Raw genomic sequence first — 20238 nt, 5'->3', positions numbered from 1 at the left:
TCCCTTCGGGTGGTGACAAGATGGCTGCCAGGTGTTCCGTGCCTCGCGCGACAGCCGGGACGGCGACACCTCAGCGATTCAACGATGGCTGTCGAGGAGTGCGAAGTGACCGACACGTCCGCCGATCTGGTCATTCTCGGCGGCGGTTCGGGCGGCTACGCCTGCGCTTTCCGCGCGGCTGAGCTGGGCCTGTCCGTCGTCCTCATTGAAAAGGACAAGCTCGGGGGGACTTGCCTGCACCGCGGGTGCATTCCCACCAAGGCTTTGCTGCACGCCGCGGAGATCGCCGACTCCGCGCGCGACGGCGATCAGTTCGGTGTCAAGACCTCCCTGGAGGGCATCGACATCGCGGGGGTGAACTCCTACAAGGACGGTGTCGTCGGCAAGCTCTACAAGGGCCTGCAGGGCCTGGCCAAGGCGCACAAGGTGACGCTGGTCGAAGGCGCGGGCACCCTGGTCGACGCGAACACCGTCGAGGTCGACGGCACCCGCTACACCGGCAAGAACATCGTGCTGGCCACCGGTTCGTACTCCAAGTCGCTGCCGGGCCTGGAGCTCGGCGGCCGGATCATCGCCAGCGAGCAGGCGCTGAACCTGGACTACGTGCCGGAGAAGGTCGTGGTGCTCGGCGGCGGCGTGATCGGCGTGGAGTTCGCCAGCGTGTGGCGCTCCTTCGGCGCCGAGGTCAGCATCGTCGAAGCCCTCCCGCACCTGGTGCCCAACGAGGACGAGTTCGCCTCCAAGCAGCTGGAGCGCGCGTTCCGCAAGCGCGGCATCAAGTTCAAGACCGGCGTGAAGTTCACCGGCGCCACCCAGACCGACTCCGGTGTCTCGGTGAGCCTAGAGAACGGCGACCAGCTCGACGCGGACCTGCTGCTGGTGGCCGTCGGCCGCGGACCGAACACCGCGGGCCACGGCTACGAGGAAGCGGGCATCAAGCTGGAGCGCGGTTTCGTCGTCACCGACGACCGCCTGCGCACCAGCCTCCCCGGCGTCTACGCGGTCGGCGACATCGTGCCCGGTCTGCAGCTGGCGCACCGCGGTTTCCAGCAGGGCGTGTTCATCGCCGAGGAGATCGCGGGCCAGAACCCGCAGGCCATCGATGAGGCCGGCATCCCGCGCGTCACCTACAGCCACCCCGAGGTCGCCTCGGTGGGCCTGACCGAGAGCGCCGCGAAGGACCAGTACGGCTCGGTGCAGACCTTCACCTACGACCTCGCGGGCAACGGCAAGAGCCAGATCCTCAAGACGGCGGGCGCGGTGAAGCTGGTCCGCGCCACCGACGGGCCGGTGCTCGGCCTGCACCTGGTCGGCGACCGGGTCGGCGAGCTCATCGGCGAAGCCCAGTTGATCTACAACTGGGAAGCGCTGCCGGAGGACGTGGCACCGCTGGTGCACGCCCACCCCACGCAGACCGAGGCCCTCGGCGAGGCGCACCTCGCCCTGGCGGGCAAGCCGTTGCACGTCCACGGCTGACCTGCCCCGGTCCGCAACCCGCACCAGCACAGCACCCCGCCACACCGCACGAGGAGTCAGCGACCGATGTCCTTCTCCGTCCAGATGCCCGCGCTAGGCGAAAGCGTCAGCGAGGGCACGATCACCCGGTGGCTCAAGCAGGTCGGCGACACCGTCGAGGTCGACGAACCCCTGCTGGAGGTCTCCACCGACAAGGTCGACACCGAGATCCCGTCCCCGGCCGCCGGTGTGCTGCAGCGCATCGTCGCCGAGGAGGACGACACGGTGGAGATCGGCGGCGAGCTCGCCGTCATCGGTGACAGCGCCGACGGCGGGTCCGCCGCACCCGCGCAGGAAGCGCCCGCCGCGGAGCCCGCACCCGCGCAGGAGTCCGCTCCGGCGGCTCCGGCCCAGGAGGCACCGGCCGCCGAGCAGCCCGCGGCTCCCGCTTCCGGCGGTTCGGCGCAGGGCACCGAGGTGCCGATGCCCGCGCTGGGCGAGAGCGTCAGCGAGGGCACGATCACCCGGTGGCTCAAGCAGGTCGGCGACACCGTCGAGGTCGACGAACCCCTGCTGGAGGTCTCCACCGACAAGGTCGACACCGAGATCCCCTCGCCGGTGGCGGGCACGCTGCTGGAGATCGCCGCGAACGAGGACGACACCGTCGAGGTCGGCGGCAAGCTGGCCGTCGTCGGCGAGCAGGGCGCCGCACCGGCGGCCCCGGCGCAGCCCGCGCCGGAACCCGCCCCTGCCGCTCCGGCTCCCGAGCCGACGCCGGAACCGGCCGCCGCGGCCCAGCCCGCAGCTCCGGCCGCGCCGGCCGCGCCGGCCCCGGCGAAGCCCGCCGAGCCCGCGCAGCCCGCGCAGCCCGCGCAGCCCGCGTCGTCGGCCCCGTCCGGGAGCACCCCGTCCGGGAGCACCCCGTACGTGACGCCGCTGGTGCGCAAGCTGGCCAACCAGCACGGCATCGACCTGTCCCAGGTCCAGGGCAGCGGCGTCGGCGGCCGCATCCGCAAGCAGGACGTGCAGGCCGCCGTGGACGCCGCGAAGTCGCGGCCCGCCGCCCCGGCGGCTCCGGCCGCGGCGAAGTCCAGCGCTCCGGCCCGGCAGGTCGAGCAGTCGGACGAGGCGGACGCGCTGCGCGGCACGACGCAGAAGATGTCCCGCCTGCGCCAGCTGCTGGCCCGCCGCATGGTCGAGTCGCTGCAGACCGCGGCGCAGCTGACCACGGTGATCGAGGTCGACGTGACCCGCATCGCCAAGCTGCGCCAGCAGGCGAAGGGCACCTTCGAGGCCGCGGAGGGCGTGAAGCTGTCCTTCCTGCCCTTCTTCGCGAAGGCCGCGACCGAGGCGCTCAAGCTGCACCCGAAGGTCAACGCCTCGGTCAACGAGGAGACCAAGGAGATCACCTACCACGCGGCCGAGCACCTGTCGGTCGCCGTGGACACGCCGCGCGGGCTGGTCTCGCCGGTGATCCACGACGCCGGGGACCTCAACCTCGGCGGGCTGGCCCGCAAGATCTCCGACGTGGCCGAGCGCACCCGGAACAACAAGCTCAAGCCCGACGAGCTCTCCGGTGGCACGTTCACGATCACCAACACCGGCAGCCGCGGCGCGCTGTTCGACACCCCGATCCTGAACCCCCCGCAGGTGGGCATGCTGGGCACGGGGACCGTCGTGAAGCGCCCCGTGGTGGTCTCGGACGACAACGGCGGCGACACCATCGCGATCCGCTCGATGGTGTACCTGGCGCTGTCCTACGACCACCGGCTGGTCGACGGTGCGGACGCGGCGCGGTTCTTGAGCACGCTCAAGCAGCGGCTGGAGGACGGCGCGTTCGAGGCCGACCTGGGCCTGTGACGCACCGGATGTGACATTTCCCGCGAAGGGCCGCTCACCTGCGGGTGGGCGGCCCTTCGTGCTGTCCGGGCGGCGCCGGTGCCGGGAAACCTGTCGCGCGCGGAAGATCATTGCGGGACGATCGGGGCATGCGCGTGGTTGTCGCCGGTTCGTCCGGGTTGATCGGCACGAGTCTCGTGGCCGCGTTGCGGCAGGGCGAGCACGAGGTGCGGCGGTTGGTGCGGCGGCGCCCGGAGGCACCCGACGAGCACGGCTGGGACCCGGCCGAGGACCTGCTCGACGAGGAGGCGCTGGCCGGTGCGGATGCGGTGGTGAACCTGTGCGGCGCCGGATTGGCGGACCGCCGCTGGAGCACCGAGCGCAAGGAGCTGCTGGTGTCCTCGCGGGTGGGGCCGACCGCGCTGCTGGCCGAGGCGGTGGCCCGGCACGGCGTGCCGACGCTGGTCAACGGGTCGGCGGTCGGCTTCTACGGCGACACCGGTGAGCTGCCGGTGACCGAGTCGTCGCCGCCGGGCTCCGGTTTCCTGGCGGACCTGTGCCGCCAGTGGGAGGCCGCGACCAGCCCTGCGGTGGGTGCGGGAGCTCGGGTGGTGCTGTCGCGCACCGGCCTGGTGATCGCGCCCGCGGGCGGTCTCATCGGCAGGCTCAAACCGCTGTTCTCGGTGCTGCTGGGAGCCAAGCTCGGCGACGGCGCGCAGTACATGCCGTGGATCTCGCTGGACGACGCGGTGGGCGCGCTGCGCTTCCTGGTGGAGCACGAGGACGTGTCGGGGCCGGTGAACCTGACCGGCCCGGCACCGGTGACGAACGCCGAGTTCACCCGCGAACTGGGCGCCGCCCTAGGACGCCCCGCGCCGTGGACGGTCCCCGAGTTCGTCCTGCGCACCGCCCTGGGCCAGGTAGCCGACGAGGCCCTGCTAGCAGGCCAACGCGCTCTCCCCCACCAACTCGACGAGCACGGCTACCCCTTCGCCCACCCCACCCTCGACGCAGCCCTGACCCCCATCACAGGCTGACCCCGACCCCACGGCGAAGCCGTGCCTTGCGGCCGAACACCGCCCCTCCCAACCGAACCCCGTGCATTGCGGCGAAGCCGTGCCTTGGGCGGCGAAGCAAGCCTGCCTTGCGGCGTAGCCGTGCCTGTATGTGCGAAGCACATAGCCCACGTCCCAAAGCCGACCACCCGCGGGTTCTCAGCGTCCTTCTCGCGAGGACGGCTTTTTCCCTCGTGGCGGAGCCACTAGGGAAAAAGATCCCGCAGCGAGAAGGACGCTGAGGTTCCGCCACCCGACCCCTACGCAGAACAAGTGGGTACCGACCCCGGGCGTAACCTGACGGCGTGAGTCGTGCGGAGATGTCTTGTCGCGCCTCGACCGATCCGGTCGACGTGCGTGAACTGGGAAGAATCGACTACCTGGACGCTTGGGACCTCCAGCGGGAACTGGCCACGAGCCGCGCTGACGGCGCCGGGCCGGACACGTTGCTGCTGTTGGAGCACCCGTCGGTGTACACCGCCGGGAAGCGCACCCAGCCGGAGGACCGCCCGCAGGACGGGACGCCGGTGATCGACGTGGACCGCGGCGGCAAGATCACGTGGCACGGTCCGGGGCAGATCGTGGGCTATCCGATCCTCGGGCTGGCCGATCCGATCGACGTCGTCGACTACGTGCGCCGCCTGGAGCAGGGCTTGATCCGCACGTGCGCGCGGTTCGGCGTGGAGACCGGCCGGGTCGAGGGACGCAGCGGCGTGTGGCTGGCGGCGGACGACGTCCTGCCGGAGCGCAAGATCGCCGCGATCGGGATCCGGGTGCAGCGCGGCGTGACGATGCACGGCTTGGAGCTCAACTGCACCCCGGACATGGGCCAGTTCGACCGGATCGTCCCGTGCGGCATCCGGGATGCGGGGGTCACGTCGTTGTCGGCGGAGCTGGGCCGCGAGGTGCCGATCGACGAGGTGCTGCCGTGGGTCCGCCAGGACGTGCTGGATGCCGTGGACGGCGTGCTGCCGGTGACGGAGTCGGACATCGCGCGGGTGGAGCCGGAGGCCGCCGGTGTGACGCTGGCGTTGGATCCGACCCTCCGCTGACGACCGAACTCCACTCCTCTAGTATTCCGAAATTACGGACTACTGGAGGAGTGGACTCATGTCGCTGTCCCGCCGCACCCTGCTGACCGGCTGCACCGCCGCCGTCGCCGCCCTGCCGCTGCTCACCGCGTGCTCGCCCGCGCAGGCGCGCAACTCGCTCGCGGGCTCGCGCGCCGCCGAACCCGACCTGAGCACCGCCGACGGCTGGCTCACCTGGATCGCCGACAACCGCGACCACCTCGCCCTCTCCCTGACCGACACCGCGGGCCTGCGGGTCGCGCACCGCGCGCGCACCACGCAGCCGCTGGCCTCGGCGGTGAAGGTCGCGCAGCTCGCCGCGTACGCCACCGCCGTCGCCGAAGGCGGGCTCGACCCGAACGAACAGATCCGCGTCGGCGACTGGGAGCGCTACTACGTGCCCGTCGACGGCGGCGCACACCTCAACGCGCTCGCCGAACTCGGCATCCCCACCGACGCCACCGGCCTGTACGCCGCCGACCCCGAACGGCGGGTCGCGCTCGAACGGCTGGTGACGATGATGATCGCCCACAGCGACAGCGCGGTGCCCGATCTCCTGCGCGACCGGCTCGGCACCGAGGCCGTGCTGCGTGCCGCGCGGGCGGGCGGCTGGGCCGACGCGGACGTCCGCTCCCTGTGCGCGGAATACTTGTTCCTGCTGCTCCCGGACGAAGCCCCCGCGCCCGGCACCCCGCTGCCGCGACGGCTCGCCATCGGCTTCGAGCTGGAACGCCGCCACCGCGACGACGAGGCCCTGCGCGACCAGGTGCGCGACCGGCTGCTCACCCAGCCGCTACCGACCTACGACGCCCAGCTGACCTGGGCCTCGGACACCGCCGCGAGCACGCCGGAACAGCTCGCGGCCCTGCACCGCGCCATCGCCGAAGGCCGCTACCTGCCCGGCCCGGCCGGGGACATCGCGCGCGGCGTCCTGGAGGGCAAGGCCGCGGGCAACCTGCCCGCGGACATGCTCGGCTTCGGGTTCAAGGGCGGCAGCCTCCCCGGCGTGCTCACCGCGGGGATGTCCGCGCGCTTCACCGACGGCCGCGTCGCCGCCGGAGCGCTGCTCGCGCACGGCGGGATCTCCGCCGCGCAGCTGCAGCAGGGCGACCCGTCGCTGCCGCTGCTCACGGCCCTTCGGGACCCGGCGTGGCGGGACCGGCTGATCTCGGCACTGCGTGGATGAGGCAAGCTCGACCGGTGAGCTCCGACGACGTGCATTCCCGGCTCGACGCGCTCGAACAGCGGGTCGCCGCGTTAGAAGGCCGACCCGCTGCTCCCGCGCGTGAACCCAGCGGCGGGTCCGTGGCCTACCAGGGCAGGCTCGCCGAACCGCTCGCGCTGGAGTGGGACATCCACGTCGATCCGGCCCAGGTGCTGGACCTGCCGGACGCGCCGCGCACCGATGTGCTCGCCGCGCTGGGCCACCCGCTGCGGGCGGCGATGGTGCGCAGGCTCGCCGAAGCGGGCCCGGCCACGACGGCCGAGCTGCAGGAGGCCGCGGAACTCGGCTCGACGGGGCAGCTCTACCACCACCTCAAGAGCCTCACCGGCTGCGGACTGGTCGAGCAGGACAAGCGCGGTTCCTACCGGCTGCGCCCGCAGGCCACCGTGCCCGCGCTCGTCCTGCTCACCGCCGCGTCCGACATCGCCGGACAGCTCCGGTCCTGACCGCCGTCAGCTCAGCTGCGGGGCGACCTCGGCGGCGACCAGGTCGACGTGATCCAGGTCGGCCAGGTCCAGCACCTGCAGGTACAGCCGGGTGATGCCGGTGCGCTCCCGCCAGGTGCCGATCTTGTCGACGGCCTCGGCGGGAGTCCCGGCGAGGCCGTTGGCGCGCAGCTCGTCGACGTCCCGGCCGATGGCGGCGGCCCGCCGCGCGAGCTCCGCGTCGTCCTTGCCGACGCACAGCACCAGCGCGGCGGAGCGGACGATCTCGCCCGCGTCCCTGCCGATCGCCGCGCAGGCCGCCGCGACCCGCTCGTACTGCGCGGTGGCGGTGTCGAGGTCGGTGAACGGCAGGTTGAACTCGTCGGCGAAGCGCGCGGCCAGTTCCGGCGTGCGCTTCTTGCCGCCACCGCCGATGAGCACCGGCGGGCGCGGGCGCTGCGCCGGCTTCGGCAGCGCGGGCGCGTCGGTGAGCCGGTAGTACCGCCCGTCGAAGCTGAACGTCTCCCCTGCCGGGGTGTCCCACAGCCCGGTGATGATCTCCAGCTGCTCGGCGTAGCGGTCGAACCGCTCCTTCAGCGCCGGGAACGGGATGCCGTAGGCCGCGTGCTCCTCCTCGTACCAGCCGCTGCCCAGGCCGAACTCGAGGCGCCCGCCGGACATCTGGTCGACCTGCGCGGCGGCGATCGCCAGCGGCCCCGGGTAGCGGAACGTCCCCGCGGTCATCAGCGTGCCCAGCCGCACCCGCGAGGTCTCCCGCGCCAGCCCGCCGAGGGTCACCCAGGCGTCGGTGGGTCCGGGTTCACCGGACACCGACCCCATCTTCAGGTAGTGGTCGGAGCGGAAGAACGCGTCGTAGCCCGCCGCCTCGGTGGCCTTCGCCACGCGCAGCAGGTCGTCGTAGGTGGCCCCTTGCTGGGGTTCGGTGAAGATGCGGAGTTTGAATGGCTCGGTCACGGGTCCGAGGCTAATCCCCGGCTACCGGTGCTCACTCGCTCGGAGGCCCTGCATCACGGCGTCCACGACCTCGCCGACCTCGGCGCTGGTCTTCTTCTGCTGCGCCGATCCAGCGATGGTGGTGGCGCCCGCGGACAGGGCGCCGAAGACGACGTGCGCGAGCGCCTCCACCGGCAGCTTCGCGAACTCGCCCGCGTCGACCAGCGCGCGCAGCGCCTCCCGGATCACCCCGAAGGTGAAGCGCTCCTCCGCCTCCCGCCAGCGTTCCCAGCCCATCACCGCGGGCGCTTCGTGCACGACGATGCGCTGGTAGGAGGGTTCGAGGCAGACCTTGAGGAACTCGCCGAGCCCGGCGCGCACGGTCTCCCAGATGTTGCCGGAGCCGAACAGCTCGGCCGACAGCCGCCGCACCACCTGGGCCTCGACCTCTTCGAAGGCGGCCTCGAACAGCGCCTGCTTGCCGTTGAAGTGGTGGTAGAGGGCGCCTTTGGTGACGCGGGCGCGCTTGGCGATCTCGTCGAGCGAGGTTCCGGCGTAGCCCTTCTTCGTGAACAGGGCCACCGCCGAATCCACCAGCGCCTGCCTGGTGCTCTCGGTGTGCTCCACTCGCCGGGGCCGGGCTGTAGCCATACTCACAATCATAAGACATACCTCCGGTATGGGACCGGTGGTACCTTCGAACGCACATACCCTCGGTATGCCGCACACCCGGAGTACGCCACCGTCCAGTCTGGAGGAACCATGACCTGGAACGACTTCTACCAGCGGCAACACGCCATCAGGGCAGTCCTCGACCACGCCCGCGAACACCCGGCCGCACCGCTGGATCTCGACCTGGTGCCCGCCGCAGCGGCCGTCTTCACCGACCGCGGGCAACTCCTGCGAGCGCTGCAGCACAAGTGGAGCAGCAGCCTCACCGGCCGCATCGACATCGGCATCGAGGACGCCGACGCCGACCCCCGCGGCGACCGGGTCGAGGCCGTGAGCGCCGCCTGGCGGCGCACCACCGCGGACCACCCCGTGCTGCGCCGGGTGCTCGACTCGCACGCCGACGACCCGGCGATCACCGGCCTGCTGAGCCGGGAACGGCGGATGCTCGCGGTCTCCGCCGGACTCGCCGAGCAGCACGAACCCGCCGCGGAGCTCGACCGCGTCGGCGCCGCGTTCCTCGGCCTGCTGCGCGCCGCCGCGCCCTCGGCCCGCACCCGCCGCCGCGGACCGCTGTCGCAGCTGCGCAAGGTCATCCCCAGCCGCTGAAGCACGGCGCCGGACCCGCACGAGCTCGGCGCGGAATTCGCGCGGCGGTGATCCGATCGTGCTGCGGCACGCCTTTTCCCCGCCCGCCGACGCAGGTAAGGGTGGAAGGCATGGCGCACTGGACAACCTCCGACATCCCGGACCAGCACGGCCGCACCGTGCTCATCACCGGCGCGAACTCGGGCCTCGGCCTGCACAGCTCGCAGGTGCTGGCGGCCCGCGGCGCCCGAGTGCTGATGGCCTGCCGCAACCCCGAGCGGGGCCGCGGAGCGCGCGACCAGGTGGCCGCGCACGCCGCGGTCGAACCGGAACTCGTCGAGCTCGACCTCGCCGACCTGGCGTCGGTGCGCAAAGCCGCCGAGCAGGTGCGGGACAGCACCGGCGACCGCCTCGACGTGCTGATGAACAACGCCGGAGTGATGGCACCCCCGCTCGGCGCCACCCAGGACGGCTTCGAGCTGCAGATCGGCACCAACCACCTCGGGCACGCGGCGCTGACCTGGCTGCTGATGCCCGCGCTGCGCGCCACCCCCGGCGCGCGGGTCGTGACGCTGTCCAGCATCGCCCACCGCGGCGGCTCGCTCGACCTCGACGACCTGAACTTCCACCGCCGCCGCTACTCGCCCACCCGCGCCTACTCGCAGTCGAAGCTGGCGAACCTGCTGTTCGCCTTCGAACTCGACCGCCGCGCGCAGCGGGACGGCCTGGACCTGCGCAGCGTCGCCGCGCACCCGGGGATGAGCAGCACCGAGCTCGCGATGAACTCGCTGCACGCCCGCTCGCTGCCGGGGCCGCTCACCAAGGTCGCACGCGGGATCAACGGCCTGATCACCCAGTCCGGCGAGCAGGGCGCACTGCCGCAGCTCTACGCGGCCACCGCACCGGGCGCGACCAGCGGCAGCTACTACGGCCCGAACGGGTTCGCCGAGATCCGCGGCTACCCGAACCGCGCCAAGGCCAGCCGGGCGGCGGCCGACGTCGACACCGCGCGCCGGCTGTGGACGCTGACCGAGGAACTCACCGGCGTCACCGCCGATCCCGCCTGACCTGCCGGGTGTGGCGCACGGATCACCGCTGCGCCCCCGTCGCGGTTTCGGGATGAACCGGTCGGGGGCGTAGCCTGAACGCGTGACTGCGGCGCCAGAGGGGCGGAAGTTGTTGCGTCTGGAAGTGCGCAACAGCCAGACGCCCATCGAAAAGAAGCCATCGTGGATCAAGACCCGAGCTCGGATGGGTCCCGAGTACCAAGAGCTCAAGGGCTTGGTCCGCCGGGAGGGGCTGAACACCGTCTGCGAGGAGGCGGGCTGCCCCAACATCTTCGAATGCTGGGAGGACCGGGAGGCGACCTTCCTCATCGGCGGTGACCAGTGCACCCGCCGCTGCGACTTCTGCCAGATCGACACCGGCAAACCCGCCGAGCTCGACACCACCGAGCCGCGCAAGGTCGCCGAGTCGGTGCAGGCCATGGGGCTGCGCTACTCCACGGTGACCGGCGTGGCGCGGGACGACCTCGCCGACGGCGGCGCCTGGCTGTACGCGGAGACGGTGCGCCAGATCCACGACCTGAACCCCGGCACCGGGGTCGAGCTGCTGATCCCGGACTTCAACGCGGAGCCGGACCAGCTCGCCGAGGTCTTCAGCTCCCGCCCCGAGGTGCTCGCGCACAACCTGGAGACCGTGCCCAGCGTGTTCAAGCGGATGCGCCCCGCGTTCCGCTACGACCGCTCGCTCAAGGTCCTCACCGAGGCGCGCGACGCCGGGCTCGTCACCAAGTCCAACCTCATCCTGGGCATGGGCGAGACCCCCGAAGAGGTGCGGCCCGCGCTGCAGGACCTGCACGACGCGGGTTGCGACATCATCACGATCACCCAGTACCTGCGGCCCAGCCCGCGCCACCACCCGGTGGACCGCTGGGTGAAGCCGGAGGAGTTCGTCGAGCACACGAAGGCCGCCGAGGAGATCGGCTTCCCCGGTGTGATGGCCGGTCCGCTGGTCCGTTCCAGCTACCGCGCGGGCCGGCTCTACGCCAAGGCCACCCAGCACCGCGGCATGCCGCTGCCGGAGAACCTCTCCCACCTCGCGCAGGCGCAGCCCGCCGCGCAGGAGGCCAGCAGCCTGCTCGCCCGCCAGTAGCCCGCTGAACAGGGAATTCACCGCCCGTCGCGCACCTCGCGCGGCGGGCGGTGCCGTTTCTGCGGGCCAGGTGCACCGTGCCTGGGGAGGACTTGAGGCCCCGCCGTATCCTGAAAGGCATGGCCAACCAGGACAAGGCAGCCAAGAAGGCGGCGAAGAAGGAACGGCGCGCGGCCTTCCGCGGTCGCATCGGGCAGATCTGGCAAGCGTTCCAGATGCAACGCCGCGAGGACCGCCTGCTGCTGCCGTTGATGATCGGCATCTTCCTGGTGGTCGCGGTCGCGGTCTTCTTCATCGGCATGATCTGGAACCTGCACTGGGCGTTCCTGCCGGTGGGCATCGCGCTGGGCCTGCTCGGCGCCGTGATCATCTTCGGCCGCCGGGTGCAGGCGACGGTGTACCGCAAGGCCGACGGCCAGCCCGGCGCGGCGGGTTGGGCGCTGGAGAACATGCGCGGCAACTGGAAGCTGTCCCAGGCCGTGGCCGGAACCGCGCAGCTCGACGCGGTGCACCGGGTGATCGGCCGCCCCGGCATCGTGCTGGTCGGCGAGGGCGCCCCGAGCCGGGTGAAGTCGCTGATGGCGCAGGAGAAGAAGCGGGTGGCTCGGCTGGTCGGCGAGACGCCGATCTACGAGATCATGATCGGCGGCGAAGAGGGCCAGGTGCCGCTGAGCAAGCTCCAGACGCACATGATGAAGCTCCCGCGCAACATCAACGCGGGCCAGGTCGACTCGCTGGAGAACCGGCTCTCGGCGCTGGCGAGCAGCCGCGGCAACGCGATGCCGAAGGGCCCGATGCCGCAGGGCGCCAAGATGCGCAACGTGCAGCGCGCCATGCGCCGCCGCTGAGCCGTACGACTTCGACGCGGATCCGCCGGGCACGTCCCGCCGGGTCCGCGTCTTTTTTCGTCCCCGCGCCGCCTCGACGGGCGGGTCCCTGCTGGCGGGCGCCGCGCCGCCGGCGAACGGCCGCCCGCGTCAGCGCCGGACCACCACGGTCCCGGTGAGCCGGTCCAGCCAGGACCTCCCGTCGACGTTGCGGATCACCGCGGGGATCAGCACGCCCGTCAGCACGGCGCGCACCAGCGCACGCCACACGCCCACCGCGCCGGGACCGTCCACCCGGACGACCCAGATGCCGGTGACCAGCATCCCGGGCGTGAACCCCACGAAGGCCACGGGCACCGCGGTGATCAGGAACCAGGACAGCAGGCTCCAGTTCGCGGGCAGTTCCGGTGCCGTGAACAGTCCCGCGACCAGCGCGGCCAGCAGGATGTCCACCACGAACCCGAGCAACCTGCGGCCACCGGTGGCGACCGCGCCCTGCCCGCTCTCCGGCAACCCGAGCCACTCACCGCGCCACCGCGGCCGGGGACCGTGGCCGAACAGGCCACCGATACCCTCCGCCGGGGCTTCGCCGGAGTCGTCGCTCCCGCTGTTCTGGCTGCTCATTTCGGATCGGGATCCCGTCTTCTCGCCCACGCCTCCAGCCTACGACCGCACGGCAGAGCGAAACCGACCGGCGCCGACGCCGCGTGCTGATCTGCCCTGCGTAACCGGCCTCACCCGTTCAGGCGGTCGTTAACGTCGGCGAAACATCAAGGTGACGGCCGAGCAACACCCGTGACATAACGTTGGCGACGAGCCGGTGAGCTCGAAGCACGCGCGCCGGTGAGCAGTCAATCAGTGCGTGAAGGAGCCATCGAGGGTGTTCAAGAATCCAGACGAGGTCCTGCGCTTCATCTCCGATGAGGACGTGAAGTACGTCGATGTCCGGTTCTGCGACCTGCCGGGTGTCATGCAGCACTTCACGGTGCCCGCCTCGGCGTTCGACCAGGACTCCTTCACCGAAGGGCTGGCCTTCGACGGCTCCTCGGTCCGAGGGTTCCAGTCGATCCACGAGTCGGACATGCTGCTGCTGCCGGACCCGTACACCGCGCGCATCGACCCGTACCGCGCCCAGAAGACGCTCATCCTGAACTTCTTCGTGCACGACCCGTTCACGCTGGAGCCCTACAGCCGCGACCCGCGCAACATCGCGCGCAAGGCCGAGCAGTACCTGGCCGAGTCCGGCATCGCCGACACCGTCTTCTTCGGCGCCGAAGCCGAGTTCTACATCTTCGACTCGGTCCGCTTCGGCGAGGGCCCGAACCGCAGCTTCGCCGAAGTCGACTCCGTCGAGGGCTGGTGGAACACCGAGCGCGACGAAGAGGGCGGCAACAAGGGCTACAAGACCCGGATGAAGGGCGGCTACTTCCCGGTCCCGCCCTACGACCACTTCGCGGACCTGCGCGACAAGATCTCCACCGAGCTGAGCGACGCCGGGTTCACCATCGAGCGCGCCCACCACGAGGTCGGCACCGGTGGCCAGACGGAGATCAACTACAAGTTCAACACGATGCTGCACGCCGCGGACGACCTGCAGCTGTTCAAGTACATCGTGAAGAACACCGCTGCGGAGGACGGCCGCACGGTCACCTTCATGCCCAAGCCGCTGTTCGGTGACAACGGCTCCGGCATGCACAGCCACATGTCGCTGTGGAAGGACGGCTCTCCGCTGTTCTACGACGAGTCCGGCTACGGCGGGCTCTCCGACATGGCGCGGCACTACATCGGCGGCATCCTGCACCACGCCCCGAGCCTGCTGGCGTTCACCAACCCGACGATCAACTCGTACCACCGGCTGGTGCCGGGCTACGAGGCGCCGGTGAACCTGGTGTACTCGCAGCGCAACCGCTCCGCCTGCATGCGCATCCCGATCACCGGCAGCAACCCGAAGGCCAAGCGCGTCGAGTTCCGCTGTCCGGACCCGTCGGGCAACCCGTACCTGGCGTTCGCGGCGATGATGATGGCCGGCCTCGACGGCATCAAGAACAAGATCGAGCCGCCGGAGCCGATCGACAAGGACCTCTACGAGCTGCCGCCCGAGGAGGCCAAGAACGTCCCGCAGGTCCCGGACAGCCTGGAGAAGGTCATCGACCGGCTCGAGGAGGACCACGACTACCTGCTCGAAGGCGGCGTGTTCACCCCGGACCTGATCGAGACCTGGATTCGCCTCAAGCGCGAGGACGAGATCGACCCGATCCGGCTGCGCCCGCACCCGCACGAGTACGCCCTGTACTTCGACGTGTGATCGTCCGGCGCACAGCGCGAAGCGGGCCGGTCGGGAGAGTGCTCCCGGCCGGCCCGCTTTCTCGTGCGCGTCCCCGTCGCGCGGGGTTCACGTGCCGTTCCACGGCGCCAGCGGGCTGCCGGTGGATCCGGGCCGGAAGCGGAACAGCGCGCCCGCGTACGGATCGGCGACCAGGGCCCGCTCGTCGTAGCCGGCGCACGCCGAGGTCACGTACATCTCGTCCAGCCTGCGCCCGCCGAACACCAGCCCCGTGATGCGCCGGGTCGGCGCCCACAGCACCGTCTCCAGGTCCCCGCCGGGGCTGTAGCGGTGGATCCGGCCGCTGCCGCGCATCGCGACCCACACGCCGCCCTCGTTGTCCATCGCCAGCCCGTCGGGGTGGCCTTCGGATTCGTTGCACACGATCCACCGCCTGCCCCGCCCGGCACGACCGTGCGCCACGTCGTAGTCGAAGGCCCAGATCACCCGTGGCACGGTGTCGATCACGTACATGGTCCCGCCGTCCGGGCTCCAGCCGATCCCGCCGGAGAGCGTCAACCCGTCCACGAGCACCCGCGCGCGCGTCCCGTCCAGCACGTACAGCGCGCTGCGCTTCGCCTCGCGGCTGTGGGTGAGGGTGCCCGCGACGAATCTGCCCGCCGGGTCGCAGGCGCCGCCGCTCATCCGGTCGCCGGCCTGCACGCCGGTGATGGGTTCGAGTGCGGCCCGCCCGGGGAAGAGCCGGGAGAACCCTCTGTCGGCGGCCGCGATGAGCTGTCCGTTGCGGGTCGCGCCGAGCGCCGTGACGACTCCAGGTAGGACTTGAACCTCGTCCGCCTCGGAATCGCGGTGGTAGCTGTGCAGTTCCCTGCGCAGCACGTCCACCCAGTACAGGCAATTCAGCGTCGACATCCACAACGGCCCGGCGCCGCAAAGCGCCTGCCGGTCGACGAGTAATTCGAAGTCCTCGGCCACCATGCACTCCTATTCGGACCCGCCCGGACGCCGGTCATGCGCGCACCGTTCGCGGTGCGAGAAGGTTACCGTCACGATAGCGACAGGAAGACCTCCGAATGGGCTGTTCCGCAGAAATTCAAGGCTCCACCGCCATCCCACAATCGTCCGAATTGGACTTTCGCGAGAGCCTTGATGCGCTCGCCGAATACGATTCCCCAGCGCAGCGAGCAGTGCTCCGACGCAGGCGAGGCGCTTCCACGACCGTGATCACCGGCCGTGCACATTCTCACAGGCGATCCGGGCAACCAGCCGACAATTCCTCAAGGCAGTGCATTTGCACGTGCAGGAACACGCGGGGTCTCCGGCGCGAAAATGAGCCCCATTCGGCCGCTTCAGCCCGCAACCGAACACGTCGGCACCGTGACCACCGTTGACGGGAACAAGCAGCGCAGAATAATCCGCAAAAGCACGGGAACCGCCGTCGCGGGGCAATCCGATACCAACCAGAACCGGAATAACTGGCCGGTACGCCCCGCTCGGCCGCCCGCACACCTGCCGAAGCCCGCCTCCGCTGCACCCGAATAGCGCACAGGGGACCGCCCGGTACGTCCCCGCCCGGTGGAGGCGGCCGACGAGCGCTCGCCGTACACCGACGCGGGCCCGGCGGTCTCGATCAGGCGAGGCGGCCCGCGCCGAGCACGTCGACGAGCCCCTCCGCGCAGGACGGCTCAGTCCTCGTAGAACACCCGCTCCACCACGGCCCGGGCACGCCGGGTCACCCGCAGGTAGTCGTCGAGCACCTCGCCGGTGTCGACGTCGCCGGAGTAGCCGAGCGCCGCGGCCACCGCGGTCAGCTCCCGCACCTGCTTGGGCAGCTGGTCACCGGACTTGCCGCGCACCAGCATCACCGCGTTGCGGGACCGCATCGCCAACGTCCACGCCTCGCCGAGCTCCGCGGCGTCCTGCTCGTCCAGCACCCCGACCTGCACCGCTGCGTCCAGTCCTCGCATCGTCGAGGTGACGCGCAACGATTCGTGCTCGTGGCCGTGGCGCAACTGCACCAGCTGCAAGGTCCACTCGACGTCGGCGAGCCCGCCGCGGCCCAGCTTGGTGTGCGTGGCCGGGTCGGCGCCGCGCGGCAGGCGTTCCGAGTCGACCCGGGCCTTGATCCGGCGGATCTCCCGGATGCGAGCGTCGTCCAGGCCACCGTCCGGGTACCGGATCGGGTCGATGGCCGTGCAGAACCGCTCGCCCAGCTCCGAGTCGCCCGCGACCGGCCGGGCCCGCAGCAGCGCCTGCGCCTCCCACACCTCGCCCCAGCGGCGGTAGTAGTTGAGGTACGAGTCGACGGTGCGCACCAACGGGCCGCTGCGGCCCTCCGGGCGGAGGTCGATGTCCACTTCCAGCGGCGGGTCCTGACTCGGCGCACCCAGCAGGCGGCGCACCTGCTCCACCACCGACGTGGCGAAGCGGACCGCCGTGGACTCCGGCACCTCCGGCAGCGGTTCGCACACGAACATCACGTCGGCGTCCGATCCGTACCCGAGCTCCGCGCCGCCGAGGCGCCCCATGCCGATCACCGCGATCCGCGCGGGCACCGTCTGCCACTCCGGCCGGGCCGCCACGTCGCGCACCGAGGTGTCCAGCGCGGCCTCCAGCACCGCGGCCCACACGCTCGACAGCGCCCGGAACACCTCCGTCGGCGGCAACAGGCCCAGCAGGTCGGCGCACGCGATGCGCAACAGCTCGTGGCGGCGCAACGACCGCGCCGCCGCCACCGCCCGGCTCGGCTCCGCGTGCCGCGCGACCGCGCTGCGCAGCGAGGTCGCGACCTCCCGCGGATCCCGCTCGGCCAGGGCCGGGGTGTCCGAGAGCAGCCGCAGCACCTCCGGCGCGCGCACCAACAGCTCCGGCACGAGCTTCGACGTCCCGAGCAGCTGCGCGAGCCGTTCGGCGACCACCCCTTCGTCCCGCAGCAACCGCAGGTACCAGGGCGTTTCCGCCAGCGCCTCGGACACCTTCCGGTACGCCAGCAAACCGCCGTCCGGGTCCGGCGTGTTCGCCAGCAGGTCCAGCAGCATCGGCAGCAGCGCGCCCTGGATGTGCGCCCGGCGCGACACCCCCGAGGTCAGCGCCTCGATGTGCCGCAGCGCGCCCTCCGGCGAGCTGTACCCCAGCGCCGCGAGCCGTTGCACCGCGGCGCCGGTGGTGAGCCGCAACGCGTCCGTCGGAACCTTCGCCACCGCCTCCAGCAGCGGGCGGTAGAACAACTTCTCGTGCAGCCTGCGCACCCGGTTGCTGTGCCTGCGGTACTCGGCGACCAGCACCTCACCCGCGCTGCGGCGCCCGCTGGAACGCAGCCCCACCGAACGCGCCAGCACGTGCAGCCCGTCCTTGTCGTCCAGTTCGGGCAGCAGGTGGGTGCGGCGCAACCGCCGCAGCTGCACCCGGTGTTCCAGGGTGCGCAGGAACCGGTAGGACTCGACGAGGTCCGCGGCGTCGGCACGGGCGACGTAACCGCCTTCGCCTAGCGAGCGCAACGCGTCGACCGTGCTCGGGCTCCGCAGGTCCGCGTCGCTGCGACCGTGCACCATCTGCAGCAGCTGCACCGCGAACTCCACGTCCCGCAGCCCGCCGGGGCCCAGCTTGAGCTCCCGTTCAGACAGTTCAGCGGGCACGTGATCTTCGACCCGGCGGCGCATCGATCGCACGTCGGGGACGAAGTCCTCCCGTTCTGCGGCGGTCCACACCTGCGGCCACACCGCGTCCACGTACTGCTGCCCCAACTCGACGTCGCCCGCGACCGGCCGCGCCTTCAGCAACGCCTGGAACTCCCACGTCCGGGCCCACCTGCGGTAATAGCTCTGGTAGCCGTCGAGGGTGCGCACCAGCGCACCCGCCTTGCCCTCCGGACGCAGTGCCGCGTCCACCTCGAAGAACGCCGGCCCCGCGACGCGCATCATCATGCTGGCGAGCTTCGTCGCACCCGGCAGCGCTTCCTCGGACTTCGCGACGAACACGACGTCGACATCGCTGACGTAGTTGAGCTCCCGGCCACCGGTCTTGCCCATCGCGATCACCGCGAGGTCCTCGGCGCTGTCCCCGCCTTCCCGGCCGGTCAGCTCCGCGGCCCCCACCACCAGGGCCGCGCGCAGCGCCGCGACCGCGAGGTCCGACAGTCCCGCCGCGACGTCCTCGAAGGACGCCCCGGCCAGGTCCCGTTCCACGATCGGGCGCAGGTCGGCTGCGGCCACCTCCAGCAGCAGCCCTCGGTACGCGCCGCGCAGCGCGCTGATCGCCTCGGTGCCGGTGAGGACACCGTCCGCCGAGCGCACCGAACTCACCAGCTCGTCGGTCAACGCCGCGACGTCGGGCCGCTCACCCGCCGGCCTCGGACGCAACCGGCGCCAGTCCTGCGGATACGCCACCAGGTGATCGGCGAACGCGCTCGACGCTCCCAGCACTCCGATGAGCCCGCCACGAACAGCGGTGTCCGCCGCCAGTTCCTTCGCCAGCTCCGGCCACTCGTCGGCCGCGGCCTCGCGCAGTCGATCCACCGCGAGCAGCGCCAGATCGGGATCGGGAGCACGCGACAGCGCCGAGACCACCGGCTCGTCCGTCGGCCCCGCGTCGGACCACCACCCGGCCGCCCGCAGTTGCTGTTCCGCGCGAACGACATCGCTGAAGCCATACCGCGCCGGAGAAGGAGCCGAACCCGAACGTGACGAGTTGCCATTGCTCATACTCCGCACGGTAGCCGGACACGACTGCCCGACTACAGGCGACCGGCGCGGCCTCACGCCATCGGAAGCGCCCGAGTCCCCCTGCGCTGCTCCAGCGGAGTCGCGGCCAATCGGACGAAACGCTCCGCCACCGGTTCCCAGGTCTCGGCGAGCTCCGCGTGGAAGCGTTCGAGGTGCTCGGGGTCAAGCTGGCCGGGCCGGGCGGTGCTCGCCGCCTCCGGCATCGACTCCGCCCAGTCCAACACCGTGTCCGGGGTGGTCTCCACGTGGAACTGCAGCGCGTAAGCGCAGATCCCCACCCGGAACGCCTGGTTCTCGCAGGCGGGGGAAGACGCGAGCAGTTGTGCGCTCGGCGGCAGCCGGACCACCTCGTCGTTGTGGAACTGCAGCACGTCCGGCGTCAGCGGCAGCGCCCCGAACAGCGGATCGTCGGCCGCGGTGTCGCGCTTCGCGACGAGCAAGGTCCCCACCTCGGGCCCCTTCTTGACCGGCGCCACTCGTCCCCCTGCCGCCGCAGCCAACAGCTGCGCTCCCAAGCAGATCGCGAGCACCGGCAGCTGTCTGCTCACCGCCGCGCTGAGCAGCGCCCGAACATCGGCCAGCCACGGATGGTCCAGATCGTCGAGCGCGCCCATGCCGCCGCCCATCACGACCAGCGCGTCGTACTCGTCCAACGCCGACGGCGCGGGGATCTCAGGTGCCCGCACCACGTCCAGTTCCGCGCCGGCCGCACCCAACCATTCGCCGAGACGCCCCACCGGGGCGATCTCCGACGGTTCCACGACCAACATGCGCACGCGCTCCATCACAGAAGACTACGAGACACGTCCAGCCCGTCGAAACATCTGTTCAGGGGTGGTGTGGTGCCCTGGAATAGCAGAAACGCCCCACAGTCATGGACTGTGGGGCGTTTCCCGTTGAGTATTGTCGGCGGTGTCCTACTCTCCCACACCCTATCGAGTGCAGTACCATCGGCGCTGGAGGGCTTAGCTT

The 20238-nt window shown here is 71.2% G+C and carries 17 protein-coding genes; 11 read left to right on the top strand and 6 right to left on the bottom strand.

The window, feature by feature from the left end:
* The first annotated feature begins 105 nt into the window (after positions 1-105).
* The 6 genes from lpdA to ACWD38_RS23715 all read left to right on the top strand — a co-directional run bounded on the left by lpdA (position 106) and on the right by ACWD38_RS23715 (position 7090).
* Positions 106-1476 (top strand): dihydrolipoyl dehydrogenase, encoded by a 1371-nt coding sequence (gene lpdA, locus ACWD38_RS23740; RefSeq protein WP_184477870.1) that lies wholly within the window; start codon positions 106-108, stop codon positions 1474-1476.
* A gap of 66 nt (positions 1477-1542) precedes the next feature.
* Positions 1543-3315: a 2-oxoglutarate dehydrogenase, E2 component, dihydrolipoamide succinyltransferase gene (sucB, locus tag ACWD38_RS23735; protein ID WP_450124922.1), complete on the top strand. Its 1773-nt coding sequence runs from the start codon at positions 1543-1545 to the stop codon at positions 3313-3315.
* A 128-nt stretch (positions 3316-3443) separates the two neighbouring features.
* Positions 3444-4331 (top strand): TIGR01777 family oxidoreductase, encoded by an 888-nt coding sequence (locus tag ACWD38_RS23730; protein ID WP_184477868.1) that lies wholly within the window; start codon positions 3444-3446, stop codon positions 4329-4331.
* Positions 4332-4669: 338 nt separating this feature from the next.
* Positions 4670-5401, top strand: a complete 732-nt coding sequence (gene lipB, locus ACWD38_RS23725) for a lipoyl(octanoyl) transferase LipB (RefSeq protein WP_221316210.1) — start codon at positions 4670-4672, stop codon at positions 5399-5401.
* A gap of 58 nt (positions 5402-5459) precedes the next feature.
* Entirely contained in the window at positions 5460-6605 is a 1146-nt protein-coding gene (locus ACWD38_RS23720) for a serine hydrolase (RefSeq protein WP_450124921.1), read from the top strand.
* 14 nt (positions 6606-6619) lie between these two features.
* Positions 6620-7090 (top strand): ArsR/SmtB family transcription factor, encoded by a 471-nt coding sequence (locus tag ACWD38_RS23715; RefSeq protein WP_425503530.1) that lies wholly within the window; start codon positions 6620-6622, stop codon positions 7088-7090.
* Positions 7091-7096: 6 nt separating this feature from the next.
* On the opposite strand, the gene ACWD38_RS23710 is transcribed toward ACWD38_RS23715, so the two are convergent.
* Together ACWD38_RS23710 and ACWD38_RS23705 are read right to left on the bottom strand one after the other, a co-directional pair.
* A complete protein-coding gene (locus ACWD38_RS23710) occupies positions 7097-8044 on the bottom strand; it encodes a TIGR03560 family F420-dependent LLM class oxidoreductase (RefSeq protein WP_184477864.1) in 948 nt (315 codons plus the stop codon).
* Positions 8045-8065: 21 nt separating this feature from the next.
* Positions 8066-8674: a TetR/AcrR family transcriptional regulator gene (locus tag ACWD38_RS23705; RefSeq protein WP_184477863.1), complete on the bottom strand. Its 609-nt coding sequence runs from the start codon at positions 8672-8674 to the stop codon at positions 8066-8068.
* A gap of 111 nt (positions 8675-8785) precedes the next feature.
* Between ACWD38_RS23705 and ACWD38_RS23700 the strand changes: the two genes are divergently transcribed.
* The 4 genes from ACWD38_RS23700 (at position 8786) to ACWD38_RS23685 (ending at position 12282) form a co-directional block, all read left to right on the top strand.
* Positions 8786-9301 (top strand): hypothetical protein, encoded by a 516-nt coding sequence (locus ACWD38_RS23700; RefSeq protein ID WP_450124920.1) that lies wholly within the window; start codon positions 8786-8788, stop codon positions 9299-9301.
* Positions 9302-9411: 110 nt separating this feature from the next.
* The gene (locus tag ACWD38_RS23695; protein WP_184477861.1) at positions 9412-10347 is read left to right on the top strand and encodes an oxidoreductase; all 936 of its coding nucleotides are present in this window, start codon (positions 9412-9414) and stop codon (positions 10345-10347) included.
* Between the two features lie 82 nt (positions 10348-10429).
* Positions 10430-11434: a lipoyl synthase gene (gene lipA / locus ACWD38_RS23690; protein ID WP_184477860.1), complete on the top strand. Its 1005-nt coding sequence runs from the start codon at positions 10430-10432 to the stop codon at positions 11432-11434.
* 119 nt (positions 11435-11553) lie between these two features.
* A complete protein-coding gene (locus ACWD38_RS23685) occupies positions 11554-12282 on the top strand; it encodes a DUF4191 domain-containing protein (protein ID WP_184477859.1) in 729 nt (242 codons plus the stop codon).
* A gap of 129 nt (positions 12283-12411) precedes the next feature.
* Here ACWD38_RS23685 and ACWD38_RS23680 read toward each other — a convergent pair whose 3' ends face one another.
* The gene (locus ACWD38_RS23680; RefSeq protein ID WP_246457740.1) at positions 12412-12885 is read right to left on the bottom strand and encodes an RDD family protein; all 474 of its coding nucleotides are present in this window, start codon (positions 12883-12885) and stop codon (positions 12412-12414) included.
* 256 nt (positions 12886-13141) lie between these two features.
* Between ACWD38_RS23680 and glnA the strand changes: the two genes are divergently transcribed.
* On the top strand, positions 13142-14566 hold the full coding sequence (gene glnA, locus ACWD38_RS23675) for a type I glutamate--ammonia ligase (RefSeq protein WP_184477858.1): 1425 nt from the start codon (positions 13142-13144) through the stop codon (positions 14564-14566).
* Positions 14567-14653: 87 nt separating this feature from the next.
* On the opposite strand, the gene ACWD38_RS23670 is transcribed toward glnA, so the two are convergent.
* The 3 genes from ACWD38_RS23670 to ACWD38_RS23660 all read right to left on the bottom strand — a co-directional run bounded on the left by ACWD38_RS23670 (position 14654) and on the right by ACWD38_RS23660 (position 20051).
* Entirely contained in the window at positions 14654-15520 is an 867-nt protein-coding gene (locus ACWD38_RS23670; RefSeq protein ID WP_184477857.1) for an SMP-30/gluconolactonase/LRE family protein, read from the bottom strand.
* A 710-nt stretch (positions 15521-16230) separates the two neighbouring features.
* A complete protein-coding gene (locus tag ACWD38_RS23665) occupies positions 16231-19245 on the bottom strand; it encodes a bifunctional [glutamine synthetase] adenylyltransferase/[glutamine synthetase]-adenylyl-L-tyrosine phosphorylase (protein WP_450124919.1) in 3015 nt (1004 codons plus the stop codon).
* A 53-nt stretch (positions 19246-19298) separates the two neighbouring features.
* Positions 19299-20051, bottom strand: a complete 753-nt coding sequence (locus ACWD38_RS23660; RefSeq protein WP_184477855.1) for a type 1 glutamine amidotransferase — start codon at positions 20049-20051, stop codon at positions 19299-19301.
* Positions 20052-20238: the final 187 nt, after the last annotated feature.

It is taken from the genome of Saccharopolyspora sp. NPDC002578 (genome assembly GCF_053592695.1).
The sequence above is the reverse complement of the archived record's forward strand: the minus strand, read 5'-3'. Positions and strand labels throughout refer to the sequence as shown.